This window comes from Henriciella marina DSM 19595 (genome assembly GCF_000376805.1).
GTDB lineage: Bacteria > Pseudomonadota > Alphaproteobacteria > Caulobacterales > Hyphomonadaceae > Henriciella > Henriciella marina.
The window spans coordinates 1,312,084-1,338,647 of the sequence record NZ_AQXT01000002.1 but is presented as its reverse complement, the minus strand read 5'-3'; the positions used below and the strand labels follow the sequence as shown (position 1 = coordinate 1,338,647).

19 protein-coding genes are annotated in these 26,564 nt (G+C 59.5%); 10 read left to right on the top strand and 9 right to left on the bottom strand.

All coding sequences use genetic code 11. The annotated features are described in order from the left end of the window. The first annotated feature begins 82 nt into the window (after positions 1–82). Complete coding sequence (locus F550_RS18860; RefSeq protein WP_018147742.1) at positions 83–1,300, top strand: alpha/beta fold hydrolase; 1,218 nt, start codon at positions 83–85, stop codon at positions 1,298–1,300. Positions 1,301–1,303: 3 nt separating this feature from the next. Here F550_RS18860 and F550_RS0106575 read toward each other — a convergent pair whose 3' ends face one another. Continuing rightward, positions 1,304–3,298: a tetratricopeptide repeat-containing sulfotransferase family protein gene (locus F550_RS0106575; RefSeq protein WP_040500843.1), complete on the bottom strand. Its 1,995-nt coding sequence runs from the start codon at positions 3,296–3,298 to the stop codon at positions 1,304–1,306. 79 nt (positions 3,299–3,377) lie between these two features. Continuing rightward, positions 3,378–5,957 (bottom strand): TonB-dependent receptor, encoded by a 2,580-nt coding sequence (locus tag F550_RS0106570; RefSeq protein WP_018147740.1) that lies wholly within the window; start codon positions 5,955–5,957, stop codon positions 3,378–3,380. Positions 5,958–6,301: 344 nt separating this feature from the next. On the opposite strand from F550_RS0106570, the gene F550_RS0106565 reads away from it, so the two are divergent. Next, a complete protein-coding gene (locus tag F550_RS0106565; RefSeq protein WP_018147739.1) occupies positions 6,302–7,909 on the top strand; it encodes a BCCT family transporter in 1,608 nt (535 codons plus the stop codon). Positions 7,910–7,928: 19 nt separating this feature from the next. Here F550_RS0106565 and F550_RS0106560 read toward each other — a convergent pair whose 3' ends face one another. Next, entirely contained in the window at positions 7,929–8,753 is an 825-nt protein-coding gene (locus F550_RS0106560; RefSeq protein WP_018147738.1) for a DUF4198 domain-containing protein, read from the bottom strand. A 191-nt stretch (positions 8,754–8,944) separates the two neighbouring features. Here F550_RS0106560 and F550_RS0106555 point away from each other — a divergent pair, with 191 nt between their 5' ends. The 6 genes from F550_RS0106555 (at position 8,945) to F550_RS0106535 (ending at position 14,491) form a co-directional block, all read left to right on the top strand. After that, on the top strand, positions 8,945–10,501 hold the full coding sequence (locus F550_RS0106555) for a DUF4331 domain-containing protein (RefSeq protein WP_018147737.1): 1,557 nt from the start codon (positions 8,945–8,947) through the stop codon (positions 10,499–10,501). Between the two features lie 12 nt (positions 10,502–10,513). Next, positions 10,514–10,840, top strand: coding sequence for a hypothetical protein (locus tag F550_RS18855; RefSeq protein ID WP_018147736.1), 327 nt, complete (start codon positions 10,514–10,516; stop codon positions 10,838–10,840). Between the two features lie 159 nt (positions 10,841–10,999). Then, positions 11,000–11,266, top strand: coding sequence for a DUF4212 domain-containing protein (locus F550_RS0106550; protein ID WP_018147735.1), 267 nt, complete (start codon positions 11,000–11,002; stop codon positions 11,264–11,266). A 1-nt stretch (position 11,267) separates the two neighbouring features. Continuing rightward, positions 11,268–13,001, top strand: coding sequence for a sodium:solute symporter family protein (locus F550_RS0106545; protein ID WP_018147734.1), 1,734 nt, complete (start codon positions 11,268–11,270; stop codon positions 12,999–13,001). Between the two features lie 222 nt (positions 13,002–13,223). Beyond that, positions 13,224–13,700, top strand: coding sequence for an RNA polymerase sigma factor (locus F550_RS0106540; protein WP_156807849.1), 477 nt, complete (start codon positions 13,224–13,226; stop codon positions 13,698–13,700). Next, complete coding sequence (locus F550_RS0106535) at positions 13,697–14,491, top strand: anti-sigma factor (RefSeq protein ID WP_018147732.1); 795 nt, start codon at positions 13,697–13,699, stop codon at positions 14,489–14,491. The genes F550_RS0106540 and F550_RS0106535 overlap by 4 nt, the downstream gene beginning before the upstream one ends. A gap of 26 nt (positions 14,492–14,517) precedes the next feature. On the opposite strand, the gene F550_RS0106530 is transcribed toward F550_RS0106535, so the two are convergent. Next, positions 14,518–15,099, bottom strand: a complete 582-nt coding sequence (locus F550_RS0106530) for an RNA polymerase sigma factor (RefSeq protein ID WP_018147731.1) — start codon at positions 15,097–15,099, stop codon at positions 14,518–14,520. A gap of 245 nt (positions 15,100–15,344) precedes the next feature. On the opposite strand from F550_RS0106530, the gene F550_RS0106525 reads away from it, so the two are divergent. After that, entirely contained in the window at positions 15,345–16,805 is a 1,461-nt protein-coding gene (locus F550_RS0106525) for a YadA C-terminal domain-containing protein (RefSeq protein WP_018147730.1), read from the top strand. A gap of 105 nt (positions 16,806–16,910) precedes the next feature. On the opposite strand, the gene F550_RS0106520 is transcribed toward F550_RS0106525, so the two are convergent. The 3 genes from F550_RS0106520 to F550_RS0106510 form a co-directional block, all read right to left on the bottom strand. Beyond that, on the bottom strand, positions 16,911–17,705 hold the full coding sequence (locus tag F550_RS0106520) for an enoyl-CoA hydratase-related protein (RefSeq protein WP_018147729.1): 795 nt from the start codon (positions 17,703–17,705) through the stop codon (positions 16,911–16,913). A gap of 109 nt (positions 17,706–17,814) precedes the next feature. Then, entirely contained in the window at positions 17,815–19,044 is a 1,230-nt protein-coding gene (locus tag F550_RS0106515) for a GGDEF domain-containing protein (protein ID WP_018147728.1), read from the bottom strand. Between the two features lie 107 nt (positions 19,045–19,151). Continuing rightward, positions 19,152–20,486: a cytochrome P450 gene (locus F550_RS0106510; RefSeq protein WP_018147727.1), complete on the bottom strand. Its 1,335-nt coding sequence runs from the start codon at positions 20,484–20,486 to the stop codon at positions 19,152–19,154. A gap of 179 nt (positions 20,487–20,665) precedes the next feature. Between F550_RS0106510 and F550_RS0106505 the strand changes: the two genes are divergently transcribed. Further along, positions 20,666–22,276 carry an alpha-glucosidase family protein gene (locus F550_RS0106505; protein ID WP_018147726.1) on the top strand — a complete coding sequence of 537 codons (1,611 nt, stop codon included), beginning with the start codon at positions 20,666–20,668 and terminating at the stop codon, positions 22,274–22,276. Between the two features lie 4 nt (positions 22,277–22,280). On the opposite strand, the gene F550_RS0106500 is transcribed toward F550_RS0106505, so the two are convergent. Then, the gene (locus tag F550_RS0106500; protein ID WP_026180615.1) at positions 22,281–25,379 is read right to left on the bottom strand and encodes an efflux RND transporter permease subunit; all 3,099 of its coding nucleotides are present in this window, start codon (positions 25,377–25,379) and stop codon (positions 22,281–22,283) included. Beyond that, the gene (locus F550_RS0106495) at positions 25,376–26,554 is read right to left on the bottom strand and encodes an efflux RND transporter periplasmic adaptor subunit (protein ID WP_156807848.1); all 1,179 of its coding nucleotides are present in this window, start codon (positions 26,552–26,554) and stop codon (positions 25,376–25,378) included. The genes F550_RS0106500 and F550_RS0106495 overlap by 4 nt, the downstream gene beginning before the upstream one ends. Positions 26,555–26,564 lie beyond the last annotated feature (10 nt).

The following is a 26,564-nucleotide window of genomic DNA, read 5'->3' as shown; positions in this document are numbered from 1 at the left end:
TGGCTGGAATTATGGTCTTCGCTGGAGGCCAAAGCGAACTAAGTGAGACGCTGAAGCAGAATGCGAAAGTTGGGGCAGTTTCATGGCGGAACGCGAATTCAAGGGATTTGGAGGACTGACGCTTCGCGCCGATGTGCGCGGCAAATCCGACGATCCATCCGTGCTTCTGCTGCATGGCGGCGGTCAGACACGCGCTGTCTGGACCGACATCGCAGACGCTCTCGTCAAGGCCGGCCGACACGTCATCAATCTGGATCTTCGCGGTCATGGCCGGAGCGACCGGTCTGAAAATTCCCGTTATGAATTCGATGCTTGCGTCGAAGATCTCAGGGCGGTTCTGGCGCAGCTTGCCTCGCGGCCGGTCGTCATCGGCGCGGGTCTTGGCGGGTGGGTTGCCGTCGCCGCGGTCGGCGAAGACGGCGCGCATCTGGCGTCCGGGCTGGTGCTTGCAGACGCCCCTCCGGAAATCGATATCCAGACCGCCCGCATCCTCGCAAAGACCCTGCGAGATACGCCTTGCCGGCCTGAGGACTTTGATCCCGCCTTTCCGGCGGCGATTGATCTTGAGGCAGCAAGCGAGCGTATTTCTGCCGCCGCGACGGAGCTGAAAGTTCCGGTCCTGTTTGTCCGGGGCGCCCTCAGCGGCCTCGGTGACCGTGACGCTGCCAGCCGCTTCGTCAGGAAGGTCGCCTCAGCCGAGTTCGCAGAGATTGAGGACGCAGGCCACCTTGCCGTCTTTGACCGCGCCGATGCGTTCAGCGCCGTCCTTCTGGACTTCCTTGAGCGGCGCGTCCCTCGCATGCTGCCGGACTATAAGCAGGGCTCGGATGCCCGCACCTTGCGCGATGCGCTCGGTTGCTTTGCGACAGGTGTGACGGTCGTTACGACGATGACGCCAGAAGGAGCGCCCGTTGGCCTCACGGCGAACTCGTTCACGTCGGTCTCGCTGGATCCGCCGCTGCTGCTCGTCTGTATCGCGAAGAGTTCGTCGAGCCTCAAAACGCTGGAAAGCGCGGAACGGTTTGCGGTCAATGTGCTCCATATCGGCCAACAGCCGGTCTCCAACCTTTTCGCAAAGCCGGGCGAGGACAGGTTTGCCGAAACACCCTGGGAGCCGGGCCAGCATGGCTCGCCGCTTCTATCTGGGGCGCTTGCCAATTTCGAATGCGCGCGTTCCGACATGCATGATGGCGGGGATCACATCATCCTCGTCGGCAAGGTGGAGCGCGCCAAGTACGAACCCCGCCGCGACCCGCTCCTCTATTTTAAAGGCAAGTATCGGCGCCTGCACTTTGCGTGAGGCCTAGCGGTAGTTTTCCAGAACCGGGCCGAGCGCGTCTTTCAGCGGACCAAGATGCGGCTCGAAATTGCGCCACTGATCCAGACCAGACCGGCTGATTGGCTGACGCACCTGTTCGGAGCTCGCGGTTCGTACCGCCCGGTCGGTCTTGTGGAAATCGACGCAGGCTTGCTCAAACGGCAGGCCGCAATAGTCCAGCAGACGGCGAACTTCGCCTTCCAGATCGTCGATGACGTCTTCATGCTGGACCCGTAAAATACGCCCTGGCAGCACTTCGTCCCAGTGCGCAATGAGGTCGATATAGCTGCGATAATATTGCCCGATATCCTCCAAACTGTAGCTGAACTCCTGACCTTCGGCGAAAAGCTGTTTGTAGCCTGAAAAGCAACACGCCATCGGCTCGCGGCGAGCGTCGATGATCTTGGCGTTCGGCAGGATCAGGCTGATCAGCCCGATATGCCTGAAATTGTTCGGCATCTTGTCGGTAAAGAAGGGCGCGCCGCGGCGATGGATCGCCGTATTGGTTATGTAGTCCTCGCCAAGCCCCTTGAGCTCTTCATCCGGTAGATCATGCAGGATGCGTGGATAGCGGTGTCTGTCGCTGACCTGCTTGCGGCCCCTCAGCCGATGAGCGAGCGACAAGATGTTCGGCAGCTCCAGCGTCCCGTCTACCTGGCTATGGGAGGCAAGGATCTGCTCGATCAGGGTAGAGCCGGCGCGCGGCAGGCCGACGATAAAGATAGGGGCAGGGTCTTCAAAGCCGGTACCGAGACGCTTTTCAAAGAGATCGGCGGTGCAGTGTCGCTTCTGGCCGGCAAATTCCTCTCGCATCTGCTCAGTGGTGTAACGGACCTGCTGTTTCTTGAGCCTGTTGCCCTCTGCGTAATTGGCGAACGCTTCGTCGAACGCCTTTCGGTCCTCGTGCGCCTTGCCGAGTGCAAAGGAAATATGGATGCGGCCCATATGGGAGATGTTTGGATCGTGAACGGCTGCCTGCATGGCTTCGACTTCACTCTCGTCGAAGCGATACGTCTTCAGATTGGCGAGGGCGTACCAGGCGTCTCCGTGAAGCGGGTAAACGTCGACCGCGTGGCGGTAGGACGCGATCGCATCTTCGCTACGGCCAGCCGTCTTCAGGGCATGTCCTCGTGAGGTCAGAGTGGCCAAATCGTTTGGCAGGGTTTCGAGGACGGCGTCGAAAATTTCCAGCGCTTCGTCGTAATTGCCGGCCTGCATACTTTCGATCGCATAGAGCGATTTGAACATCGGGTTGTCGGGCGCGCGTGCCAGCAAGGCCTGCGCCTGCTCAAGAGCTGCCGCGTATTTCTGGCGCTTGCGCAGGACCTGTATGTGGTCAATCCGCAGCTGGAGGTTATCGGGCTCCAGTTCGATCGCTGTTTCCAGAAGTAAATCCGCATCCTCATGAACGCCAAGCCGTGTCCCGATATCGGCGAGCAGGCGCATGCCTTCGATATGGCGCGGATTCTTCTGCATGAAGGCGCGGGCGAGCTGTTCGGCCCGAAGGATCTGGCCTTCGTGAATATAGTTGGTCACTGCAAAGAGCTCGCGTGGCAGCGTTTTCAGGCGCTCTGCCTGCGCGAGTGCCTCGTCTGCGGCGGTCGCGTTCCCGCTCGCCCTCAATATCTCAGCCTGCGCGACCCAGCTTGCTGAGAGGGCGGGGTTGTATCTTGTGGCAAGCTGGAAGGCGCGGAGGGCGCCAGCCATGTCGCCCATCTTGCGGTGCAGATGGCCTTCTTCCTGAAAGGCCCGGCCAAAGTCGGGCGTGACCCGTTTAAGCCGCGTCAGCAGGTCCAGTGCTTTATCATGGCGATCAAGATAACGCGCGCAAACCGCCGCCATATAAAGCGCGTCGCGCGAGTCCGGATGATCCTCCAGCAAGGTCGATAGCGCGCGTGCCGCCTGTTCAAATCTGCCGCCCTGAATATCCACCTGAACGGACTTCAAGGTTTTGCTGATTGATGTCTCTGGCTCTGTCATGCGGATCCCAACATCAGATAAAAAGGCAGCGCCCCGCATAGCAGGGCGCTGCCGGTTTCCCAAACGGGGTGAGCCGTGGCTAGTAGCTGTAGCTCAGGCGGACGCCGATTGTGCGCGGACGCAGCGGGGTGACGCGCTCGCGGTCGAAGACGAAGTCGCTCGAGATTTCCGCATACTCGTTCGTGATGTTCGTCGCGAAGAGTTCAGCGCCCCAATTGTCGCCCGTGACACCGGCCGTGGCGCCAAGCGTCACATAGCCTTCGAGATCGGTCTTGTTGATCTCGACGATGTCGCTGACCGAGTCGTCAGAGAAGACGAGCTGCGGCATGACGTGAGCCGTCATACGCTGACCGGCGATCTCGCGCTCGAGATCCCACTCATAGCGCACGCGCAGATTGCCCTGGAAAGACGGCGCGAATGCGAGCTCGGAGCCTTCGACAACGTCATTGGTCGGTACCAGAACGTCCGTGATCTCGGAATCGAGGATCGAGAACGCGCCGGCGACCGTCAGGCCGTCCACGCTGGCGGGTGCCCAGGTGAAGTCGCCTTCGATACCCATCAGCTCTGCATCCGCGGCATTATCCGAGAAGAACAGGTTCACGATGGACGGATCGAAGATGGTCGTCTGAAGACCTTCGATATCGATGAAGAAGGCTGCACCGTTGAGGCGAAGCGAATTGTCGAAGAGTTCGGTCTTCCAACCGGCTTCGTAATTCTTCACTTCGTCGGTATCGACTTCAAACGGCACCGTGTAGCTGCCAGGACCGTTTGCGCCGCCTGGACGGTTCAGCAGACCGGCCCGGAAACCTTCCGAATAGGTCGCGTAGAACAGGAGATCTTCTGTTGGCGTCCATTCACCGGTTAGCTTGTAGATGAAGCCGTCGGTCTCAGCCTTGTCAGGTGCACCGAACGGATTGTTGGGCGCATACTGGGCCGAGATGTTCGTCCCAAAGACCTGCTGGTCGGTGTCGGCAAAGAGGTTGAAGAAGGACGAGTTGGCGCTGCCTTCCAGATCAACTTCGATGTCGTAGTAACGGGCACCGAAAGTCAGGGCGAACGTGTCGCTGACGTCGAATGTCGTCTCACCGAAGAAGCCAAGCTGCTTGTCCGTGCGAAGCACGTCATTGCGGAAGATAACGCCAGCCGGGAATGGGCCAGGCTCACTGAAATAGCCCTGGGTTTCATTGCCGACATCGCCTGGCGTTGCCTGGGCGTTTGTCAGCGGGAAGTTCGGTGCGAAACCGACCGAGCCATCTGTGTAAACGACCTGCGTCGACCCTGGATAGACGAAGTCATTGCGCTCAGCGAGCTCAAGATCGCTGTAGAAAGCGCCGAAAGTGGCGCGCCAGCGGTTCTCTGACGGTGTGTTGAAGCGCAGCTCATGCGTCTGCACCTCGGTTTCGGAATGTGAGTTCACCGAAAGATTTGGTGCATAGCAGGTACCTGCGGGCGCCGCCCCCGTTGGATAGGTCACATCATAGTCGCAGATGTAATAAGGCAGGTACTGGCCAACAAAGAGATAGTCGGAATAGTCGACGATCTGGTCGGTCGTCCGCTCCGTGTAGGCGCCGGTGTACAGCGCTTCCAGAAAGCCGATCCGGCCTTCAAGCGTCCAGGCGGTCGAATGGAACTCGTCTTCGATTTCTTCTGGCGTGAAGCGGACGATGTCATAATCGTCGAGCTCGGGATCGGCGAAGAAGACGCCGTCGGACTCGATCGACTGCTGTGAATGCTGGATCAGAAGATCCCAGTCCTGATTGAACTCATAAAGCCCGCTTAGGCGGAAGCCCTGATAGTTCGTATCGTTGATATCATCTTCAACGATCGTGCCATTGTTGGCCGCGATGAAGTTGACGCCCGACAGATCATCGCCGGCCTGGAAGCCTGCGCGGTCTGAATTGACCGGCACGCCGTTGGCGCGGACGGTACCTTCCGCACGGAAGCGAGCCGACTGGCGCACGTCCAGCGTGCCGCCGACATTGTCGATATAGCCGCCCTGGGTGTCATTGTAGACAACGCCGCGCAGCGCGAAATTGTCGGTGACGGGGATGTTGAGCATAGCTTCGACGCTATTGCTCATCTCGCCGCCTTCGGTGAACGAGGTCGACGCCTTGAAGTTGGCATCGAACCCGGCAAGCGACGGCTTGTTGGTGATAAGGCGAACGGTACCGGCCTGCGAGCTGGCGCCAAAGAGCGTGCCTTGTGGACCGGACAGGACCTCAACCCGCTCAAGGTCAGCGGCATAAACATCGAGGTTACGGCCAGGTTGTGCCAACGGCTGCTCGTCGAGATAGAAGGAGACGTTCGGCGCCAGACCGGCAACGCCGGCGACCGTGAGGTTAGGCGTCGTGGAAGCCAGGCCCCGGATATAGATCGTGTTCTGGCCAGGGCCGGAGCCGCCAGCGGTCACACCTGGAAGCTGAACGAGATAGTCCGTGAAATTTTTCACGCCGAGCTGTTCAAGCTCCTGCTCGCCAAGCGCCGTTACGGTAACAGGAATGTCCTGCGCGCTTTCGGAACGCTTGGTCGCCGTCACCGTTACAGTGTTCAGGCGGCGGTTATCCTGTGCGGCTGTTTCCTGTGTCTGCGCCATGACCGGACTTGCCGATACGATTGCGCCGATAGTCAGCAGAGATGCTCCGCCGAAAAGCTTTTTCATGATTTTCCCCATCAAGTGTGCGGTTCGCGCTAGTATTAGCGCATGGCCCCTCGCGCGCGTTTCTTGTCCGAAACCCTCCGCGCCTGAGCACCGGCTTCACATAGTGTCATAGTTCCGCAAAGAAAATAAACTTGCCAACATTCTGTCGCTTTTTGACCACTGTTTACCCCAGAAAGCGCAAAATAAATATATAAAACAGTGTGTTTAGGCATGGTTGCAGGTTTGCAACAGGTCTGCGAATTTGTTCGCGGGTTGAAAGTATCTGCCGAATGTTAACTTCATGAGGACCGAATCGTTCGGCCTTCAATATATTGGCGGTATCCGCTGAAAGGGAGATTTCTAGTATGAGCGAGCCAGACTCAGAGTCTGAGTACAGTACCGACTACGAGGTCGGACAGGACAATGTTGAGTGGTTTGGACTGGACATTCACAATCCGGTCTTCTTCCTCAGCGCAGGTCTGGTCCTGCTGTTTGCGGTTACTTCGCTCATCTTTCCGCAAGCCAGCGGATTTGCCTTGCAGGCCTCTCGCACATGGACGCTGGAAACGTTTGACTGGCTGTTTGCGCTTACGCCGCCGCTCGTCCTTCTCTTTTGTCTGGCACTTGCCTTTTCGCCGCTTGGCCGCATCCGGCTTGGGGGGCCGGACGCCAGGCCTGAATTCAGCATACCATCGTGGATTGCCATGCTCTTTGCAGCCGGCGTCGGTATCGGTTTCATGTTCTACGGCTCGGCAGAACCGTTGGCTTATTATTCGAACTGGTTCGGGACACCGCTGAACTCTGAAGCCGGATCAGAGGAGGCGCGCAGACTGGCTTTCAGTGCGACACTTTTCCATTGGGGCATTGCGCCATGGGGCGTCTATGCCGTCGTTGGTCTGGCGCTCGGCTTCTTCGCTTACAATAAAGGCCTCCCCCTTACGATCCGGTCCGCATTCTACCCAATCCTCGGTGATCGCGTCTGGGGTTTCTGGGGCCATGTGATCGATACGTTCGCCGTCATCTCGACGGTCTTCGGCCTGGCAACAACGATCGGCATCGGGGCCGCGCAGGCCAGTAGTGGCATCGGGTTCCTGACAGGCATAAAAGTCAGTGTCGGAATGCAGACAGCGCTCATCGCCGCCATTACCGGGCTTGCCGTCATTTCGGTTCTTCGTGGTCTCGATGGAGGGGTGAAGCTCCTGTCAGACATCAATATGAGTATCGCCGTCCTGCTGATGCTCTTCGTCTTCATCATGGGCCCGACCCTGGCGATCGTCACGGGGTTAGGGGAAAACTTCCTTGCCTACCTGGTCGATACGCCGGCCCTGACAAACTGGTTCGGGCGAACGGATGAGGCCTGGTTCCACGACTGGACAATCTTCTACTGGGCGTGGTGGATTTCCTGGTCACCCTTCGTCGGCATGTTTATCGCCCGCATTTCAAAGGGCCGGACCGTTCGCGAATATTTCAGCGTGGTCCTGCTCGCGCCTGTCGCGATCTGCGTTATCTGGTTCACGACCTTTGGCGAAACCGCGATCCAGCAGTTCGAGAATGGCGATGGGGAGCTGGCGGACGGCATGACAACGGCCGCCCTGACGCTTTTCCAAATGCTGGATAGCCTGCCATTTTCCATCATCACCTCCTGCACGGCGATCCTGCTGCTAATCGTCTTCATCGTGACGTCAGCGGACTCTGGTGCATTGGTGATCGACAGCATCACATCAGGCGGCAAGACCGACGCCCCGGTGCCTCAGCGTGTGTTCTGGGCGTGTATGCTGGGCGTCACGGCATCCATGCTGCTTTATGGCGGTGGACGCGACACGCTCAATTCCCTCCAGGCCGGGACGATCACGGCGGCGCTGCCGTTCACATCGATCCTGCTTGCAAGTTGTATCAGCCTCTTCCTCGGCATGCGGCACGAACACCGCCTCATGAAGGAGATTGAGGCCGCTGCAAAAACGCCTGCTGTCTAGGCGCTCATGTGGGATCGCTTCAATTGGGGCAGGGGTCTTCAGTGTCGAAGGTAATGCTCGAAAACACCGTCTGAAAGTCGGCGTTTTCCAGAAGCCCTTCTGCTGGTTCAGCCCAGACGGTATGAACCAGCCAGCGGCCTTCGGTCAGTGAGGCGGCGATATCCGTCCTGCCGTCACTACCTGTTTCCGCGCTGAAGGTGAGGGTGTCATCATCGAGGTTGGTGATGTGCAAGGTCGCGCCGGCCACCGGCTCGCCATGAAACATCACTTTCAGGGGCATCGGGTCTTCGGTGTCCCACTCTACCGGGTTTTTGCCGGGAATGATCTCCAGCGTCAGACCGATTTCCTGCTTCCATGCACCATTATCTGAGGACGGACACCCGACCTGAACCACCGCCTTGCCGCGCCTTGAATAGAGTTCGCGCCCTGGCGCGTCTTCCATGCGCTGACGTACGCGTTCCAGTGCAATCGGACGAATGCCTTCATTGGCGACGTAGTCGTTGAATTTCTCTGCTTCCAGCTCGCTAAAGCTATTGGTCGTTTCCACAAAGACCACATGCGTTCCGACGTCATCAAGCTTGGCTGAGAGGGGCGGTCGAAGCGAAGCAGCGCCGCTTGCCTGATTGACCAGGCCGTCCGGGCCGACGCTGCGCAGGCCGATGACCCGGTGCGATTTGACAGGCCAGCCGGATTTTTCCGCGCCGTGTCCGACAAACAGATTGAGGGCCACAGACTGGCCTGCTTCAGGCGTGAAGGTCTCCGGCTCGACCCAGAAGTCGTGCGCTGACGCGATGCCTGCTGCGCCAGATGCTGCCATCAGTGAGAGTGTGAGGGTTCGCCACATGAGATCGACCTTTCCTGTTTCATCAAGTTACGCGCTGACTAGCCGTCCGGATGCAAGGACATGGCGACGATCAAACAAGAAATCGCGCACACAAAAAACTTTCCGGTGTGCGCACCCGCAAACCTTTCCGGTTCGTAACTGTCCCCGCGTTCGATCGAATGAGCGCCGACAAGTCTGGAAGGGAACGTCAAATGAAATTATCGCATGTCTCAATCGCGGCGCTTAGCATCGCTGCCGCAGGGGCGGTTCTGATGCCCGCACTGGCATCAAGTCACCGCGAAGCGCCCGGAATAACTGAACAGCCGAAGGTCGACGGTACCGACTTCTACATGTTTCGCAGCTATGAGAGTGGCCGCGCTGACTATGTAACCTTCATCGCGAACTACCAGCCAATTCAGGCTCCTTATGGCGGCCCGAACTATTTCACGATGGACCCGGACGCGCTCTACGAAATTCATGTCGATGTTGACGGCGATGCCGTCGAGGACCTGACCTTCCAGTTCAACTTCGACAATAATCTGCGCGACGGCACCGGCATCACCGTGCCGGTTGGCGATCTGAACCTACCGATTGCGCTTCGCCAGGCGGGGCAGATCACGGCTGGTAGCCAGGACGCTCTTGGCGAGCTTGAAACCTATGAGCTCTCGCTTGTCACAGGTGATCGCCGGAGCGGGTCGAGCACGAAGCTCGGTAGCTTTACAAAGCCTGTCGACAATATCGGCAATAAAACGCTGCCAGACTATGCAGGCTATGCGAATAGCTACATCTCGACCGTCGACATTCCGGGCTGCGGAACCGGCCGGGTCTTTGCCGGCCAGCGTGCCGAAGCGTTTGCCGTCAATCTGGGTGAAATCTTCGACCTTGTGAACCTGGTGCCAATCGACGGCGATAGCTCTGCAGGTAATGGCGACGGCAACGGCTTTCCAGGCGGTATTACGCAGGATCGCGCCAATGATGATCTTGTCGGCAAGGCCAATGTGACGTCGCTTGCACTGGAAGTTCCGATCAGCTGTCTCGACAATGATGGAGACGGCATTATCGGCGCATGGACGACGGCCAGCCTGCCGCAAGCCGAAATCGAAGATCCGTCACCATCCTATGAGCAGACCTCGCTCTATGGCGGTGCCTTCGTGCAGCAGTCGCGCCTGTCTGCGCCTCTCGTCAATGAGGTCGTGATCGGTCTGCCGGACAAGGACCTCTTTAATGCAGCAGAACCGACTCAGGATTCTGCCCTTGCAGACTACGTCACGAACCCGACTTTGCCGGTGCTTCTGGACATTCTGTTCCGTGACGCCGTCAACGGCACGCTCGGCACCAACTTCGAGACGATCGCGCCAACCAATCTGCCGCGACAGGACCTGGTCGCCGCCTTCCTGACCGGTATCGAGGGGCTTAACCAGCCAGCCGGTGTGACGGCATCCGAAATGATGCGTCTCAACATGGGCGTGCCTGCAACCCCCCGAAATGCGCAGAGCAATCTCGGTGTTATCGGCGATGACCTTGCAGGTTTCCCGAATGGCCGCCGGCCGGGCGACGATACAGTCGACATCGCGCTTCGCGTTGTGATGGGCCGTCTTTGCTATGATGTGCCTATCAATGGGACGCCGACCGACCTCGGTCTCTGCGATGAGAGCGACGCTAATGTTGGCAACGCCGCCTTTACCGACGGTGCGCCGATTACTGCGCTCGAGCTGCAGGACCGCTTCCCATACCTCAATTCGCCGATCCCCGGTTCGCCGAACAACTAAGGAGAACCGATCATGAGACAAGCAAGACACTCCTATCTGAAGCTCGCACTGCTGGCCGGCGTCGCCGCCATGGGCATCAGTGCGTGTGGTGGGGGCGACAACGGAGGTGGCGGCCAGATAGTGCCCCCCCCAGCACCACCTCCGCCGCCTCCACCACCCCCACCTCCGCCGCCACCGCCCCCGCCGCCCGGCGGAAACGTGGACCCGGGCACCAGCTTCGGGGCAGGCTTTGGGACGGCGTTCAACACGGCCCGTTTCGGCGCACCGGTCGATCCGGATACCATCACGATCACACCGGTGGATCCATCGAGCGACCCTCTCGACGTCCCCAATAACTAAGCGGCCAGGCTGCAAGCTTGAGAGAGAGAACGGCGAAGCTTCGGCTTCGCCGTTTTCATTTCGAGCTGGCGAAATACGACCCGCGCGGAGGCCCACTTCATAAAGATTGCATTGAGGCCTCCGAAACGGCAGGCTCACCCAAAAAAGGGAGGGCGAATCTTGAACGAGGAAGAACGTGCCAGCGTGGGGCGTGCCTATTGGCAGGCTACGATACGCCTGACGATCGGACTGCTGATCATCTGGTTCGCCGTGTCATTTGGTGCCGGGATCCTGCTTCGAGACTTCCTGGACCAATGGTCTGTCGGCGGCGCGCCGCTCGGCTTCTGGTTCGCTCAGCAGGGCGCCATCTACGTCTTCGTTGTTCTCATATTCGTCTATTGCTGGGCGATGCGCCGCATCGAGCGCAGATTTGGCGTGAGGGTCTGACATGCTGGACGCCTGGACACTCTTTTTCGTTATCACGACCTTCTCGCTTTATATCGGCATCGCCATCTGGGCGAGGGCCGGTTCGACTAACGATTTCTATGTCGCCGGTCATGACGTTCACCCGACGGTCAACGGCATGGCGACAGCGGCGGACTGGATGTCGGCGGCGTCCTTCCTGTCGATGGCAGGGCTTATCGCCTTCATGGGGTATGGCGGCTCTGTCTACCTCATGGGCTGGACGGGCGGCTATGTCCTGCTCGCGCTCCTGCTTGCCCCCTTCCTGAGAGAGTTTGGCAAGTTCACTGTTCCTGACTTTGTCGGCGACCGTTACTATTCGACGGCCGCCAGGGTGATCGCCGTTGTCTGCGCGCTGTTTGTCTCATTCACTTACATCGCCGGACAGATGAAGGGCGTTGGCGTCGCCTTCTCCGGCTTCCTCGGTGTCCCGTTCGAGTGGGGCATTGTGATCGGCATGGTCATCGTCTTCTTCTACGCCGTGCTCGGCGGGATGAAGGGCGTCACCTATACGCAGGTTGCCCAGTATTGCGTCCTGATCTTCGCGTTTACTGTTCCCGCTATTTTCATGTCGCTGATCATTACCGGCAATCCGGTGCCCCAGCTTGGCTTTATCGGCGAGGCGAAGGGTGAGGGCATTTCCATGCTCGCAAAGCTGAACGGGGTCGTCACAGACCTTGGCTTTGGCGAGTACACCCAGACAAACAAGTCCATGATCGACGTCTTCTGCATCACGGCGGCGCTGATGTTCGGGACGGCGGGCCTGCCGCACGTCATCATCCGCTTCTTCACCGTGAAAAGCGCTGATGCGGCGCGTGTCTCGGCGGGTTGGGCGCTCATTTTTATTGCGATCCTCTATACGACCGCCCCCGCCGTCGGCGCCTTCGCCCGCATCAACTTCATCGATACGGTCAATGAGAGCACATACATCGCAGACGACGAAGACTACGACGCCCGCGCCGCAGAGATTGAGGCAGCTGGCGGCCAGCCTGTGCCGCGCTGGTACAAGGACTGGGAGCCGACCGGGCTCGTTGCATTCGAGGACCAGAATGGCGACGGCGTCATGCAATACCGCGGACCGGATGCGCCGGATGGGCTCCAGAACGAGGTGACGCCAAACAATGACATCTTCGTCCTGGCGAATCCTCAGATCGCCAATCTGCCAGGGTGGGTAATCGGGCTCGTCGTGGCCGGCGGTCTGGCAGCCGCGCTGTCGACAGCTGCAGGTCTGCTCATGGTCATCTCGTCTGCTGTCAGCCATGACCTTTGCAAGCGAACACTCTTCAAGTCCATGGACGACAAGACAGAGCTTCGCGTAGCCCGCGGTGCAGCGGCAGGGGCCGTTTTCGCCGCTGGCGTCCTCGGCATCTTCTCTAACAGTCTTGGCTTCGTGGCACAGGTCGTCGCCTTCGCCTTCGGGCTCGCGGCCGCCTCACTCTTCCCTGTGATCTTCCTTGGTATTTTCTGGACGCGGATGAACAAGGAAGGGGCGATTGCCTCGATGCTCACAGGTCTCATTACCACGTTTGGCTACATCTACTGGTTCAAATTCGTCGATACTAATCCGGCCAACTGGTGGTTCGGCGTTTCTCCCGAAGGGATCGGCTTCGTTTTCATGTGGGTGGCCGCCGCCGTCGGGGTCGTGACGACGTTAGCGACCAAGGCGCCGCCGCGTGAAATATTGGAACTTGTTCAAAAAATACGTATGCCTTCGACGTAATATCGGCTGCAATGCAGGTGCGAGGAGCTCTGTATGACTTGCTCTGTTTTCGGGTGCTCAGACCAGAATGGAAACAATCATCGATAGACTAGGAACCCAGAAGAGGCTTCTGCGCTTTTATCCGTTAATACAGCCCACGAGACCGGTAGTAAGTCACGGTCGCGGCTGCTACAAAGCCGTAGGATGATGAGCCCAGCTTCTCTAGACAAACTTGATGACGCCATGAGCGGGCTTCGGCTTGGGCATCATGAGGCTCTGAGACAGGTCTTTGAGCTGACGTCACCAAAGATTTTCGGCAAACTGATTGCACTTCTGAAGACACCGGAACTTGCGCGCAGCGCCCTGACCACCACCTATCTTCGTCTATGGCAGAACCATGCTTCGATACCTGCTGATGGATGCGATTACATGCATTTTATTGCAGCATTAGCGCATCGAACCGCAGTTGATATTCGTTTCAGTGGTGCAAGCGGCGGTGAAATATTTAATCATACCTCGCGTGCATCAGGTTATGGAGCGACACATTCGGACGCTTCTGTCTTTGAGGGTTTGAGTGAGGCCGATCGCGACATGCTGACCGCAGCGTATCTGCAATTTGAAAGTGTCGAGCAGATCGCGAACCGCGCTGGCCTGTCGATTGAGGAGACGCAACGTCGTCTCTCCGAGCTAGCATTTCCAAAATCTGGAGGGGCGACATGAGCAATCCTTCCAGCCATCACCAGCAGCTTGCAAGCGCCGTTCTTCTCGGCCAGGCCGATGAGGCGCAGCTCCGCGAGTTCGAGGCCCTTCATGCCAATGATCGCGACTTCCGCAATCTCGTCGAAGAGATGGAACAGTTTCTCGCGCCGCTAAGCACGCTCAGCCCGGATGCCGAGCCGCCTGAAGGTGTGCTCGACGACATCATGGCGGAAATTACCGGCGGCGCAGACCAGGCAGCGGCGACCACGCCTGCGCCTGTACCACCCGTTCGTCCGGCAGCGCGCCAGGACGCGCCATCTGCCGGTCGCGGCGAACGTAGGTCGCGCCATCCAGAACGGCCCTGGCAGTTCGCAACGGCAGCCTCGCTTCTCCTTGCGGCCGGGACACTGTTTCTGCAGCCGACCCCAGACAGCGAAGCCCCGCCAGCGACTGAGGTGGCGAGCGTTCAAGAAGAGCTGCTCACCCTCATGACATCAGGCGATCAAGCGCCGACGGTCGTGGTACTGCTCTATGACAAGGACAGAAACCAGATTACGGGTCGCCTTACCAATACAGCACCACCAGCTGATGGCGTCTGGCAGCTATGGCTGCTCCGTGAGGGGATCGATGCGCCGCAATCGCTTGGACTGCTGACGGAACTGTCAGAGGACGGCGTGATCAACCTGTCGATTGCAACAGAGCTCGCCGCCGGGTCTGATACACTGGCGATCAGTGTTGAGCCTGATGGCGGGTCTCCTGAGGCGGGACCAACGGGGCCCATCGTCTTCACGGGCCAAGTGTCGCCAATCTAGGATTTTCTGCTTTTCAGAAGGCTGCTTCAGAGGGCCGCGCCAACATTTTCAATTGGGAGCTCGGCGCGCAAGCGGCTGAGGCCGCGCCTGACCCATGCTTTCACCGTGTTTGGCGATACCTCGAGAATGCGTCCAATTTCCCGGCACGTCATGCCCTGGACGACGTTCAACGAAATCGACATCGACACATGGTCCGGAAGCTTTGAGAGATGTTTGTCGAGGAGCGTCCCCAGATGGGCGTTACGCGTGCACTGTTCCGGGCGGGCCGCCTCATCTGGAACGGTTTCCGCGATCTCTTCGGTTACCGGCGCCCTTGCCTGGGCGCGCAGCCTGTCGAGACCCCGATTGCGCATGATGACAAGCATCCAGGTAAACGGGTTACCCTTTTCAGCATCGAAACGCCCGGCATTTTTCCAGATGGACACATAGGCTTCCTGCAAAACGTCCTGCGCCGCCTCAGCGTCTTTCAGCTGGTTCTTCAGAATGGCGAAAAACTTCGGAGCGGTGAGGCTATAGACTTCCTTGAAGGCATTGGCATCGCCCTCGGCGCATGCGGCGAGGGCTGCCTTCAGGTTCAGATTAAGCTGAACATAGTCCGGTCTGCTCATGGATTTCCTCGCGTCGTTTCACAGAAAACTAGCTCTGGTTCAGAAAAGTAAAGTTCCGTATGGTGTTTTTCACCGGGCTGTCGCGATGCCTGGCCAGAAATTTCCGACACACCTTCCAGAAAATTTTCGTGAAAGCGCACCTCTGGCAATGGCCGCAACGTAGCTGTTGGCGATGGGCGTGTGTCCATTCTCGGTGCGCGCATTCAGACGTGCCGAGCCAGGTCAGGGAAACAGGGAAGGCACTCATGAAACTCTACAATTTGAAAAAGACGGTCAGCGCGCTCACGCTCGCCAGCGCGGCATGGACCGTTCTGCCAATGACAACGGCATCCGCTGATGCGACCCCGGACTGTAATGCGGGCGCTGTTGATGCGACCTCTCTCGAGTGCGGCGTCAATGCCGACGCTGATGGATCCGACGCGCTCGCGGTTGGCACAGATGCCAATGCAGATGGCACATCGACGACCGCCGTCGGCGGCGAGTCGAACGCAACCGGCACGGCGGCCACGGCCTTCGGATGGCAGTCGTCAGCGACGGCTGAACGCGCCCACGCCATTGGTCACCTTGCGAATGCATCCGGTGTGAGAGCCACTGCTGTCGGTGAAGCGGCAAACGCGACCGGCCAGCAATCTGTCGCACTCGGCAATCAGGCTTCAGCCGCTGATACCAATTCCATCGCCATCGGCAGCACCGCCTCGGCTACGGGCGGCGATGCCATCGCAATCGGCGGCAATCGCGACGGCACGGAGGGCCGCGCAACGACCGCCAGCGGTCCTTCGACCACTGCTGTCGGCGGTCAGGCCGTCGCCATGGGCCCAGGCGCGAGCGCCTATGGCTGGCGTGCTGAAGCCACGGCTGAGCGGGCCCAGGCTTTTGGCCACCTCGCCAAGGCTTCGGGCGTACGCTCGCTCGCGGTTGGTGAAGCCGCCAGCGCCTCAGGTCTTGAAAGTATTGCGCAGGGCAATCTCGCTGTCGCATCCGGTCAGGACGCTGTTGCCATGGGCACAGAAGCAATTGCCTCGGGCACGTCCTCCACGGCTGTCGGCGGCGAGTCCGTCGCCAATGCAACGGCTGCGACCGCCTATGGCTGGCGCTCCTCTGCCACTGCAGAACGCGCGCATGCCTTCGGCCACCTGGCCAGCGCATCGGGCGTCCGCTCGACGGCAGTTGGTGAAGCGGCCAATGCCAGCGGACTTGGCGCCGTCGCCATCGGCAACCAGGCGTCTGCGGCCGGTGCCAATTCCATCGCGATCGGGAATGGTGCGACCGCGACTGGCGACAATCAGGTTGCCATTGGCGGCGCGGATGCAACCTACAATCTCGGCGGCGTCAACTCGGCAGCAAGCACGGCTGCGCAGTCAGGCGAGGTCGGCGTCGTCACGACCGACCGCAGCGGCAATCTTGCCGCAGATTACAGCCTGTCTTCAGGTCTGGCGCAGAACACAGGCCTGATTGGCCGTGCCAGAGAGGATATCCGGGAAAACCGGGGCGGTATCGCTGCGGCGATGGCGCTCGATACGCCTTATGTCCCGTCCAACAAGCAGTTCGCGCTCAGCGGTGGCTATGGCCACTATGAGGACGAAGGTGCCTTGGCAATGGCGGCCGCCTACCGGCTCAATACGACATGGCAGCTGAATGCCGGTGTCGCTTCCGGCATCGACAGTGGAGGCACGGGTGCCCGTGTCGGTTTCCAGGCCGCCTGGTAAGAACTTGCCTGATCTGACCCATGTCGGTCAGACTTAAAAACAAACCCCCGCATCAGCCGATGCGGGGGTTTTCTTATATGCTAGCAAGGTTTGAGCGACGAAGCGCTACTTGCCCTTCCAGACAGGGGCCCGCTTTTCAAGGAAGGCGCGAGGACCTTCCCGGGCATCTTCGCTGGAAAACACGACTGCGGAGGCTTCATTCGACGCCTTCCAGAGATCCGTTTCGGTGCCGTCATACGCCTGACGGGCCACTTCAAGGCTCTTGCGCACGGCAAGCGGCGCGTTGACGCCGATCTGCTTGGCAAGGGATTGCGCCTCACCCATGACCTCTTCGGATGGCACCATCCGGTTGATCAGGCCAAGCTGGTAGAGCCGCTCGGCAGGCAGCGGATCACCCGTTGCCACAATCTCAAGCGCGATGTTGCGGGGCAGGGCACGTGGCAGGCGGAACACCCCGCCTGCACCGGCAAAAATACCGCGTTTTACCTCGGGCAGGCCGAAGCGCGAATTGTCCGCCGCCACAATCATGTCGCAGGCCAGCGGAAGTTCGCAGCCACCGGCCAGCGCGTTGCCGCGCACAGCAGCGATCCATGGCTTGGTCCGCGGATACTTCACGAACCCTGCAAATCCGCCCTGCTTGGTGGAAAGCGCAGCGCCGTTGCCCTTGGAGATTTCTGAAAGGTCTGCGCCCGCGCAGAACGTCGATTCCAGCGACGAGGTCAGGATACATGCGCGCACATCATCGTCACGCTCTGTTTCTTCGCAGATCCATCCCAGCGCACTTGCGACCGCGCCGTTGACGGCATTGCGCTTGTCCGGACGGTTAAGCGTTACCACAGCAACGTGGTCGCTGACTTCATAAGTAACTTCGTTTCCGACGCTGTCTGGCTTGTCTGTCATGGGATCCTCCAACATTTCCGATATTGGCTGAAAGAGCATGCAGGGCGGGGCTGAACAAGTCTCACGTTGGGGCAGCTGGAGGCGCGTGCCTGTGACCATCCATGTCCTGTCAGGAAGCAACCCGGCGGGGGGCTTCATCCTGTATCAGGCGCTTTTCAAGCTTCTGGCGGCGCACAGGCTTGCCGGTGTCTAGAGGCGCCTCTGCACAGTCGACACGATTGCGTCCGTTGGATTTCGCCGAATAGAGCGCAGCGTCCGCCACCGGATAGGCGTCCTCGAAAAGCATGTCGCGGCCAAGTTCGGCGACGCCGAAACTTGCCGTCACCGACAGACCCTCGGGGAATGCGTCCTCTGCCAGCTCGCTGATGCGGAGACGAAGCCGCTCGGCAAGGGTGGTGGCGCCTTTAAGGTCGGTGCCCGGCAACAGAAGACAGAACTCCTCGCCGCCCATGCGGCCGCACATGTCGCTTGTGCGTGTCTGTCGCGAGAGGAGAGAGCCGACCGCGCGGATCACCGCATCACCTGCGGCATGCCCGAACTGGTCGTTGACAGCTTTGAAGTGGTCGAGATCAATAATGATGACGCTGGCGGCATAGTCGCCCGAACGGGCCTGACAGTACTGCCTGGCCGACTGATCGAATGCGCGCCGGCTTCTCAGGCCTGTCAGGAAGTCGTTCTCCGCATCGTCGCGAAGCGCCTCGAGCCGTTGCATGACGCAGACGGAGACGAGCGCGCCGCCCATTGAAAGCACAGAGAGTATGCTGATCAGATTGATGATCTGCCAGTAAGCTGACTGGAAGAATGTCGCGTCCCTGATCGTGTTTCCGTATACCGTTATCGGTGAGACCAGAACGAAGTTGATAATGCAGAGCGCGAGCGCGGCCAGCACCGCAGTCCCGGTCCACGAACGGTCCCACACGCCGCGGAGCGTAATGGCACTGACGATCAGCATCGATCCGTGAATGAAATTGATCGTCACGATGCGGACACTGAGACCGACAAAAGACGTCTGGATGATGCCCGCGGCAATAACGCTTATCACGCCCAGTGTGGCCAGCGCGATGCGGGGCGGGTTCCTGTCGAATGCCCGGTGAATGCCTTCAGAGAGCAGGAAAAGCCCCAGGGCATAGCAGGCATTGTGAACCATTGCGTTGGCGATGGATTCCTTCGGAAGGACGAAATGGTTCAGCGTGAAGCCGACGGCGCACATGGTGAAAGCGCCCGCAAAGATGAGCGCAGCCCTGTCTTCACGGTTGTAATACCAGAAACACAGAAAGATCGCGCACATGCCCATGGCAATTGCGGGAACAGTCAGTCCGATAGCAGCGGCCTGGTCCAATATTCGAGGTCCCTCACCCTTCCGATCGGCTTCGATACTAGCAATGCGAGCAAAAGCAATGATTAATGCCGACCGTAAATTTCCGGCTTCCGACCCATTCTTCCAGTTTAGCTTTTGACCCCGAGGTCAATGCCGAGACGAGATATGGCATGTACGAAATTGTTCGGTGCAATATCGATGTCTCCCGTCCATTCCACATCGGGAAAACGTGCCAGGATTTGCCTGTAGGCGGATTCCAGCTGCATGTTCGCAACGCGCTGCCCGAGGCAGACATGGGGGCCCATACCGAAGGCCAGATGATCCTTCGCGTTTGCGCGCTCGACGTCGAATCGGTCCGGATCGGCAAAGACAGACGGGTCCCGATTGGCGGCGCCGTAATACATCACGACTTTTTCGCCCTCAGCGATCTTCTGACCATTGATCTCAGCATCTTCTGCTGCGGTCCGGCGCATGTAGATAACCGGCGAAACCATGCGGATCGCCTCATGGACCATATTCGTAATACGCGAAGGGTCTTCGATAAGCTTCTGCTTCTGCTCGGGAAACTCGGTCAGGAGTTTCATTGTACCGGACAGCGAATTGCGGGTGGTGTCATTGCCTGCGAACACGATCAGCAGCCAGGAGCCATCCAGCATTTCATCCGAGAGAAGCTCGCCGTCCACTTTCGCATTCGCAATGGCAGAGAGAAGGTCCGGCTTGGGGTTCGAGCGGCGGTCGTAGAGGACGCGTTTGCCGAACTCGAACATTTCCAGCACGTTCTGGACGAAATCACCGAAGAATTGCGGATCAAGCGCCTCGCCCTTGCGCATCGTGTCTGCCGAGACTTCTAGATAGTGCATCCATTTGATCAGCTTCGGCCGGTCCGCTTCCTCAACGCCGAGAATTTCGCAGAGCGTGAAAAGCGGCAGCTCGGCAGAGAACATCTCCACCATATCAAGGGGCTTGCCGGTCTCGCGCGCTCTGGCTTCCATCGCATCGAGCAGCGACGTCACCTTGGTATCGACGCGCTTTCGCAGATCGGAAACATAAGCCGGCGTGAAGAAGGGCATATGCTCGCGCCGCAGCGGGAAATGATAGGGCTGATCGAGGTTGATCATGGCATCCAGCGACGCACGGTGGAGCAGGGGGTGGCGGGCATCGGCGTGACCGTAATTCATCAATATGCCGCCCTTCTGCGAAGAGAAGGACTTGGTGTCGAGTTCGGTCGCGCGGACATCGTGATAGCCGGTCAGCGCCCAGAACCCGGCGCCTTCGGCTTCCTCGTGCCAGCAGACGGGGGCGGCTTCGCGCATACGCGCAAATGCGTCGAAGGGCTGGCCCTTGGCGAAAAGATCGAGGTCTGTGAGGTCTGCCGCAGGCGACGCTGGATAGGCCCGCTCATATTTGTGGCCCTGGGGCGCGTTGACTTCTTCCTGTGCGGTCTCGCTCACATTGGCTAGCATTTCATTTCCTCCCGGATTTTCCCGTTTTCTAAATGCTTTCAGAAATTCTGCCGAAGGTGAAGCGGTGACGTGGCGTGCGGCATATCCAAAGCCGTCGCCGCGTCTTCAACTTTACGAAACGGGCCATCGCATGAGAGGAGGGATGATCCGCTCTTTTTCAAGAAAGCCATCGCTGCCCCATGTCCGAAAATGATCAGCCCTGGTGGAAGGGCGCAACAATCTACCAGATCTATCCGCGTAGCTTTGCTGACAGCAATGGCGACGGCGTGGGCGACCTCCAAGGTATTATTGATCGGCTGGATCATGTCGCGTCCCTCAATGTCGACGCAATCTGGCTATCGCCCTTCTTCACCTCGCCGATGAAGGATTTCGGCTACGATGTGGCTGATTATTGCGGCGTGGATCCCCTGTTCGGCACAATCGACGACTTCGACCGGCTGGTCGCCGTTGCCCATGCGCGCGGCCTCAAACTCATCATCGATCAGGTCTATTCCCATACCTCCGATGCCCATGACTGGTTCAGGCAAAGCCGAGAGAGCAAGATTGAGCCAAAGGCCGACTGGTACGTATGGGCCGACCCGAAACCGGACGGGTCGCCGCCGAATAACTGGCAAGCTGTCTTTGGCGGCCCCTCATGGGAATGGGACGGACGCCGCCAGCAATACTACATGCACAATTTTCTGGCCTCACAGCCTGACCTGAACGTTCGCAACAAGGAGGTTCAGGACGCGCTCCTTGATGCGGCCCGTTTCTGGCTGGAGCGGGGCGTTGACGGGTTTCGTCTCGATGCCATCAACTTTGCGATCCATGATGCAGACCTGACGGACAATCCGCCGTCGGGCCTCGACATGTCCAGGGTCACCAGACCCTTCGATATGCAGCACCACATTCACAACATGTCACAGCCCGAAATCCCGGACTTTCTCGAGCGGGTCCGAAACCTGCTGGATGAATATGAGGGGAGTTTCTCTGTCGCCGAAGTTGTCGGCCCCGATCCCGTGCCTGAAATGAAAGCCTTTACCGAGGGCGGGCGACGGCTCCATTCGGCCTATAATTTTGACTTTCTCTACGCCAGAACGCTGACGCCAGCGCGCGTGCGCCGGTCACTTGAGCAGTGGAGCGGAGAGGCAGGAGAGGGCTGGCCAAGCTGGGCCTTTTCCAATCACGACGCCCCGCGCGCGGTGTCTCGCTGGGCGAGCGCTGACTTTCGCAAACAGGCGGCGGACCTTCTCATCCTTCTGCTTCTCTCCTTACGCGGCAACGCCTTCATCTATCAGGGCGAGGAGCTTGGACTACCGCAGGGCCACGTCGCCTTCGAGCATCTTCAGGACCCCGAAGCGATCGCAAACTGGCCGCGCACATTGGGGCGGGATGGCGCGCGCACACCGATGCCGTGGGAGCGTCACAGTGCCCAGGCTGGATTCTCCGAAAGCGACCCATGGCTACCGGTTGATCGGGCCCAGCAGGCGCTGGCGGTCAACAGCCAGAAAGATGCCGCGTCGACGCTCAATCTGACGCGGGCGCTTGTGAAATTCCGGCAGACCTCGCCTGCCTTGCGGGTTGGAGATATCGAATTCCTGGAGGCACCAAGGGAGATCCTCGCCTTTCACCGCAAACACGGTGGAGACCAGATCCTATGTGTTTTCAATCTGACGGAGGAGGATGTTCAGCTCCCTGCCGCGTTGAAGCCGACAGGCCCTGTATTCGCGACTGAAGCCGGTCTTTCTGAAGACGCTTACAGTGTCTCGGATACACTCGGACCGTGGAGCGGCTTCTGGGCCCGCACATGATTGATCATTCAGCGGGCTGATTGCTCTGATTTTCTCTGGCCTCGTCCAGCTCTTCTTCAAGCGCACGTGTTTCCACCGTTCTTGCTTTCGAGAATTGCGCAACGCCGAGATAGATGACCGGCGTCAGGAAAAGCGTGAAAAGGGCCGCAAGGCCAAGGCCGCCAAAGACGACCCAACCGATGGAATTGCGCGATTCCGCGCCCGCGCCGCTTGAGATGATCAGCGGCACTGACCCGAGCACCGTAGAGATCAGCGTCATGGCAATCGGGCGAAGGCGAATGGTCGCCGCCTCATAAACCGCATCACGGACGCTGCGGCCCATTCCGCGAAGCTGGTCGGCAAACTCGACCAGAAGAATACCGTTCTTGGCCATGAGGCCGATCAACATGATGAGGCCGATCTGCGAATAGATATTCAGCGATGTGCCCGTCAGGAAGAGGGCGAAAACGGCTGCAGCCAGCGCGAACGGGACGCTGAGCAGCACGACAATCGGGCTGGTGATGCTTTCGAACTGCGCGACCAGGACAAGGAAGACGATGACGAACGCAAAGCCATAGGTCAGGAGAAGGTCCTGATTGCTTTCTTCGAGCGTTGCCGCTTCGCCCTGCAGGACCATACTGATGCCAGATGGCAGGATGTCATCGGTCAGGCGCTCGATTTCCGCGATCGCGTCTGCCAGCGGCAGGTCTGGCGCGGTATCCATCTCCACTTCGATGGCGCGGCGCTGCTCGGTTCGGTCAAGCTCTGCGGCAACCCCTTCCTCGCGGATCGTGGTCAGCGTGGAGATCGGGACGAGGTCGCCGGTGCGCGACCTCACATAGAGATTGCGAAGGTCGCCCGGGTCACGGATCGTTCCGGTTTCGGACTCCAGGATAATCGGAATGGACTGATCGTCGACGTTGAGATCGATGAGGTCTTCGCCGTCCACCATGGCGCGAAGCGTTACTGACAACTCATCGAGCGGGATGTTGAGGTCTGCGGCGCGCCGACGGTCGACCTGAACCGACAGCTGCGGCTGGGTCGGCTGATAGGAAATCTCGGGATTGGAGAGGATTTCGCTGTCCTCGATCGCGTTCGAGAGCTCTCTTGCGGCAACATAGATATCCGAATAGTCGCTTCCAGTGAGTGCCACCTGTAGCCCGCCGCCGCGGCCACCACCCCGGCTGGACAGGCTGGACCTGCCAAAGACCGAGACGCGTGATCCGGGGATTTCGGACATCGGGCCCTGAAGCTCGGTGATGATATCTTCCTGGCCCTTGGTCCGTTCCTCCCACGGCGCGAGCCAGGCCGTAATGCCGACCCTGTTCGGGTCATAGCGACCGACAATGGTGAAGAGCGACTCGATCGTGCCATTCTCCACATAGGGCTGAAGGATCTGTTCAATCTCGTCGGCTTCCTGATCCATAAACGCCAGACCGACGCCATCCGGGCCGGTGGCAAACACTTCCACCACACCGCGATCCTCAGACGGCACGAGCTCCTTGGCGATCGACGTATAGAGAAGGCCGGATGCCCCCGCTGCACCAAGGCAGACCAGTCCCACAATGATAGGGTGGCTGAGACAGACACCGAGCGCACTGCCATAGGCATTGGAGAGGGTGCGCCCGCGTTTCTCCAGCCAGCTATCCTTGCGGTCTGCGGGGTCTCTCGGAATGAAGCGGAACCTCGAGGCGATGGCGGGTGCCAGCGTCAGCACGGCGACAGACAGAACGAACCCGAACTCCCGGAAGAGGCGGCCCGTCGTCGACGGCAGGAAGGAGATCGGCACGAAGACGGCCACGAGAACAGCGGTCGTCGCGATGACTGCAAAAAAGACCTGTTGGGTGCCCAGCACGGCGGCCGCGCGCCTGCGAATACCTTCGGACTGGCGGCGCTGTATATTCTCCAGAACCACGATCGCGTCATCGACAATCAGACCCGTCGCAAGCACAAGCGCCAGCAGGGTCAGGAGATTGATGGAAAAGCCGAGCATCCAGATACCGGCAATCGTACCGATCAGCGACACCGGAATGGCCACGGCTGGAATGATGGTCGCTTTCAATGACCCGAGGAATATCCAGATCGTGATCACCACGATGAGCACTGTGATCGCGAGGCTGGTCAGCACTTCTTCAACGGACTTTTCGATAAAGACAGCCTCGTCGGAGGTGACGCGCAGCTCCACATCATCGAGACGCCGGTTGAGCTGTCGGAGCTTCTCCTTGGCGGCCTCCGAAATCTGGATCGTGTTCGACGACGCCTGCCGGATAATCCCGAGGCCAATGATCGGCTCACCATTGAGGCGCAGGAAGTTCTCCGCATCGGCCGGGCCTAGAACCGCCTCTGCAACATCGCCGATCTTGGTGTTGCCCTCGATATAGATGTCCTTGATGAGTGCCGGCGTCGCTGCGGTTGCCTCGGCGCGGACGATCAATTCCTGGCTTTCTGACCGGAAGCTGCCAACTGGCACATCGAACGGCGCCTGTCGCAACGCGTCGGCCACATCGGCGATGGTCAGCCCGAACCGGTTCAGCCGGAGCGGATCGACCAGAACCCTCATCTGTCGTTCGCGAGTGCCAAACTGCTGCACCGTTGCGACACCGTCGATGGCCAGGAATTCCGGCATGATGTCGTTCTCGACAATCCGGGAAAGCTCTTCCTCGCTATAGGCATCGCTGATGACCGCTATGGTCAGCACGGACTGGCCCCGATCATCGGCCTTTGTGACGAACAGATTTTCCACCCGGTCGGGCAGTTCGCGCGTCACGCGGCTGACAGCCTCGCGGACATCGGAGGCGGCGGTATCGAGGTCGATACCCGGATTGAACTCGATCCGCATCCGCGAGCTGTTTTCCTCGCTCGATGACTGGATTTCCTTGACGCCGGACACCGTTGCGACCGCACCTTCGAGGATGCTCGTGACTTCTGCGTCGATCGTTTCGGGCGCAGCGCCCGGAAGCGTTGCACGGACCGAGACGATCGGGCGATCAACGTCTGGAAGTTCGCGCACTTCGACGCCGAGAATGGCGGCAAGACCTGCGATCACGATCAGCAGGTTGAGGACCGCCGCCATCATGGGGCGTCGGACCGCTAGTCCCGGTAGACCCTCGCCGGGCGGCGTCATGGCTGTGCAGCGGCGCGGCCGCCAGACGACACGCCGTCACCTGCAACCGGGCGTGGATCACGGCGGGTGGCCGGCATCTCCACCTTCGTGCCCTGACGCACTTTCTGAACGCCTTCCTCAATAATCCAGCTGCCCTCGGTCAGACGATCGCTGCGCACGAGCACATAACCTTCCTGTCGGCTCACAATCGTGACCGGGACACGCGTTGCTTCGCCGTCACGCACAGCCCAGACGAAGGCGCCGTCCCCGCCCCAGACGATTGAGGCCTCAGGCACAGCTGGATATCTTTGCCCGGGCAGCTCAAACCCGATGCGGAAACTCATGCCTGGGCGCAGGCTGTCTTCGGAATTGTCGATCGCAGTGCGGACGACATAGGCGCGCGTCTGTGTGTCGATGGCGCTATCGACCGTGAGCACTTCTGCCTCATAGTTTGCGTCCGGGTTCGAGAAGGGCTCAACGTCAAATATGTCGCCTTCTGTAATGCGGCCGAAGGTCTGCTCCGGGACCGGGAAATCCACATAAAGGACCTCGCGGTCGTCAAGCCGCGTAATGACCGTATCGGGGGTAATGCGCGCGCCGGGGTCGATATCTGTCAGACCGACATATCCAGAGAAAGGCGCGCGTATGGTCCGGTCATTGAGGGCGTCCCGCGCAATGCTGAGATCAATTTCGGCCGCGTCATAGGCGGCCTCGGCGCGGTCGAGTTCATTGCCGGCAATGACGCCGGGGGTGGAAACGGAATTGTATCTGTCGATGAGGCGTTGGGCGTCGGCCCGGGCGACTTCGGCCTGATCGACCGCTAGCCGTTCGGCACGCGATTCAAGCCTGACCAGAACTTCGCCTTCTTCAACGCGTTCGCCGGCGGTGAAAGTGATCGCGGTCACTTCGCCGGCAACCTCGGCCTGGATGGTTGCCGAGGCGCGGGCGCGGGCTGTGCCGACGGCTTCAACGCGCACCGTGTCGGTCTCATAGGCGATCTCATGCGGGACTATATTCACAGCCTGCGGTGCCCGAGACTGCGGCGCGCCTTCGCTTTCGCCGCCCCCGCATGCGGCAAGCAAAATCACGGCTGTTACAGCCAGTATCTGGAGCGAATAATCGATCACGATAAACCCTGAACAGATCGCACAATACCATGTCTTGGCGTTGTGCGAAGAGACTTGATTACACGGCATGATTGCGGGT

Bases quoted from the DNA above. Each gene is read 5' to 3' on its own strand.
- F550_RS0106495 (WP_156807848.1), bottom strand. From the start codon at position 26,554: ATGCCGTGTAATCAAGTCTCTTCGCACAACGCCAAGACATGGTATTGT.
- F550_RS0106555 (WP_018147737.1), top strand. From the start codon at position 8,945: ATGAAATTATCGCATGTCTCAATCGCGGCGCTTAGCATCGCTGCCGCA.
- F550_RS0106530 (WP_018147731.1), bottom strand. From the start codon at position 15,099: ATGAGCAGACCGGACTATGTTCAGCTTAATCTGAACCTGAAGGCAGCC.
- F550_RS0106570 (WP_018147740.1), bottom strand. From the start codon at position 5,957: ATGAAAAAGCTTTTCGGCGGAGCATCTCTGCTGACTATCGGCGCAATC.
- F550_RS0106560 (WP_018147738.1), bottom strand. From the start codon at position 8,753: ATGTGGCGAACCCTCACACTCTCACTGATGGCAGCATCTGGCGCAGCA.
- F550_RS0106540 (WP_156807849.1), top strand. From the start codon at position 13,224: ATGAGCGGGCTTCGGCTTGGGCATCATGAGGCTCTGAGACAGGTCTTT.
- F550_RS0106525 (WP_018147730.1), top strand. From the start codon at position 15,345: ATGAAACTCTACAATTTGAAAAAGACGGTCAGCGCGCTCACGCTCGCC.
- F550_RS0106575 (WP_040500843.1), bottom strand. From the start codon at position 3,298: ATGACAGAGCCAGAGACATCAATCAGCAAAACCTTGAAGTCCGTTCAG.
- F550_RS18860 (WP_018147742.1), top strand. From the start codon at position 83: ATGGCGGAACGCGAATTCAAGGGATTTGGAGGACTGACGCTTCGCGCC.
- F550_RS18855 (WP_018147736.1), top strand. From the start codon at position 10,514: ATGAGACAAGCAAGACACTCCTATCTGAAGCTCGCACTGCTGGCCGGC.
- F550_RS0106520 (WP_018147729.1), bottom strand. From the start codon at position 17,705: ATGACAGACAAGCCAGACAGCGTCGGAAACGAAGTTACTTATGAAGTC.
- F550_RS0106545 (WP_018147734.1), top strand. From the start codon at position 11,268: ATGCTGGACGCCTGGACACTCTTTTTCGTTATCACGACCTTCTCGCTT.
- F550_RS0106535 (WP_018147732.1), top strand. From the start codon at position 13,697: ATGAGCAATCCTTCCAGCCATCACCAGCAGCTTGCAAGCGCCGTTCTT.
- F550_RS0106505 (WP_018147726.1), top strand. From the start codon at position 20,666: ATGTCCGAAAATGATCAGCCCTGGTGGAAGGGCGCAACAATCTACCAG.
- F550_RS0106510 (WP_018147727.1), bottom strand. From the start codon at position 20,486: ATGCTAGCCAATGTGAGCGAGACCGCACAGGAAGAAGTCAACGCGCCC.
- F550_RS0106565 (WP_018147739.1), top strand. From the start codon at position 6,302: ATGAGCGAGCCAGACTCAGAGTCTGAGTACAGTACCGACTACGAGGTC.
- F550_RS0106500 (WP_026180615.1), bottom strand. From the start codon at position 25,379: ATGACGCCGCCCGGCGAGGGTCTACCGGGACTAGCGGTCCGACGCCCC.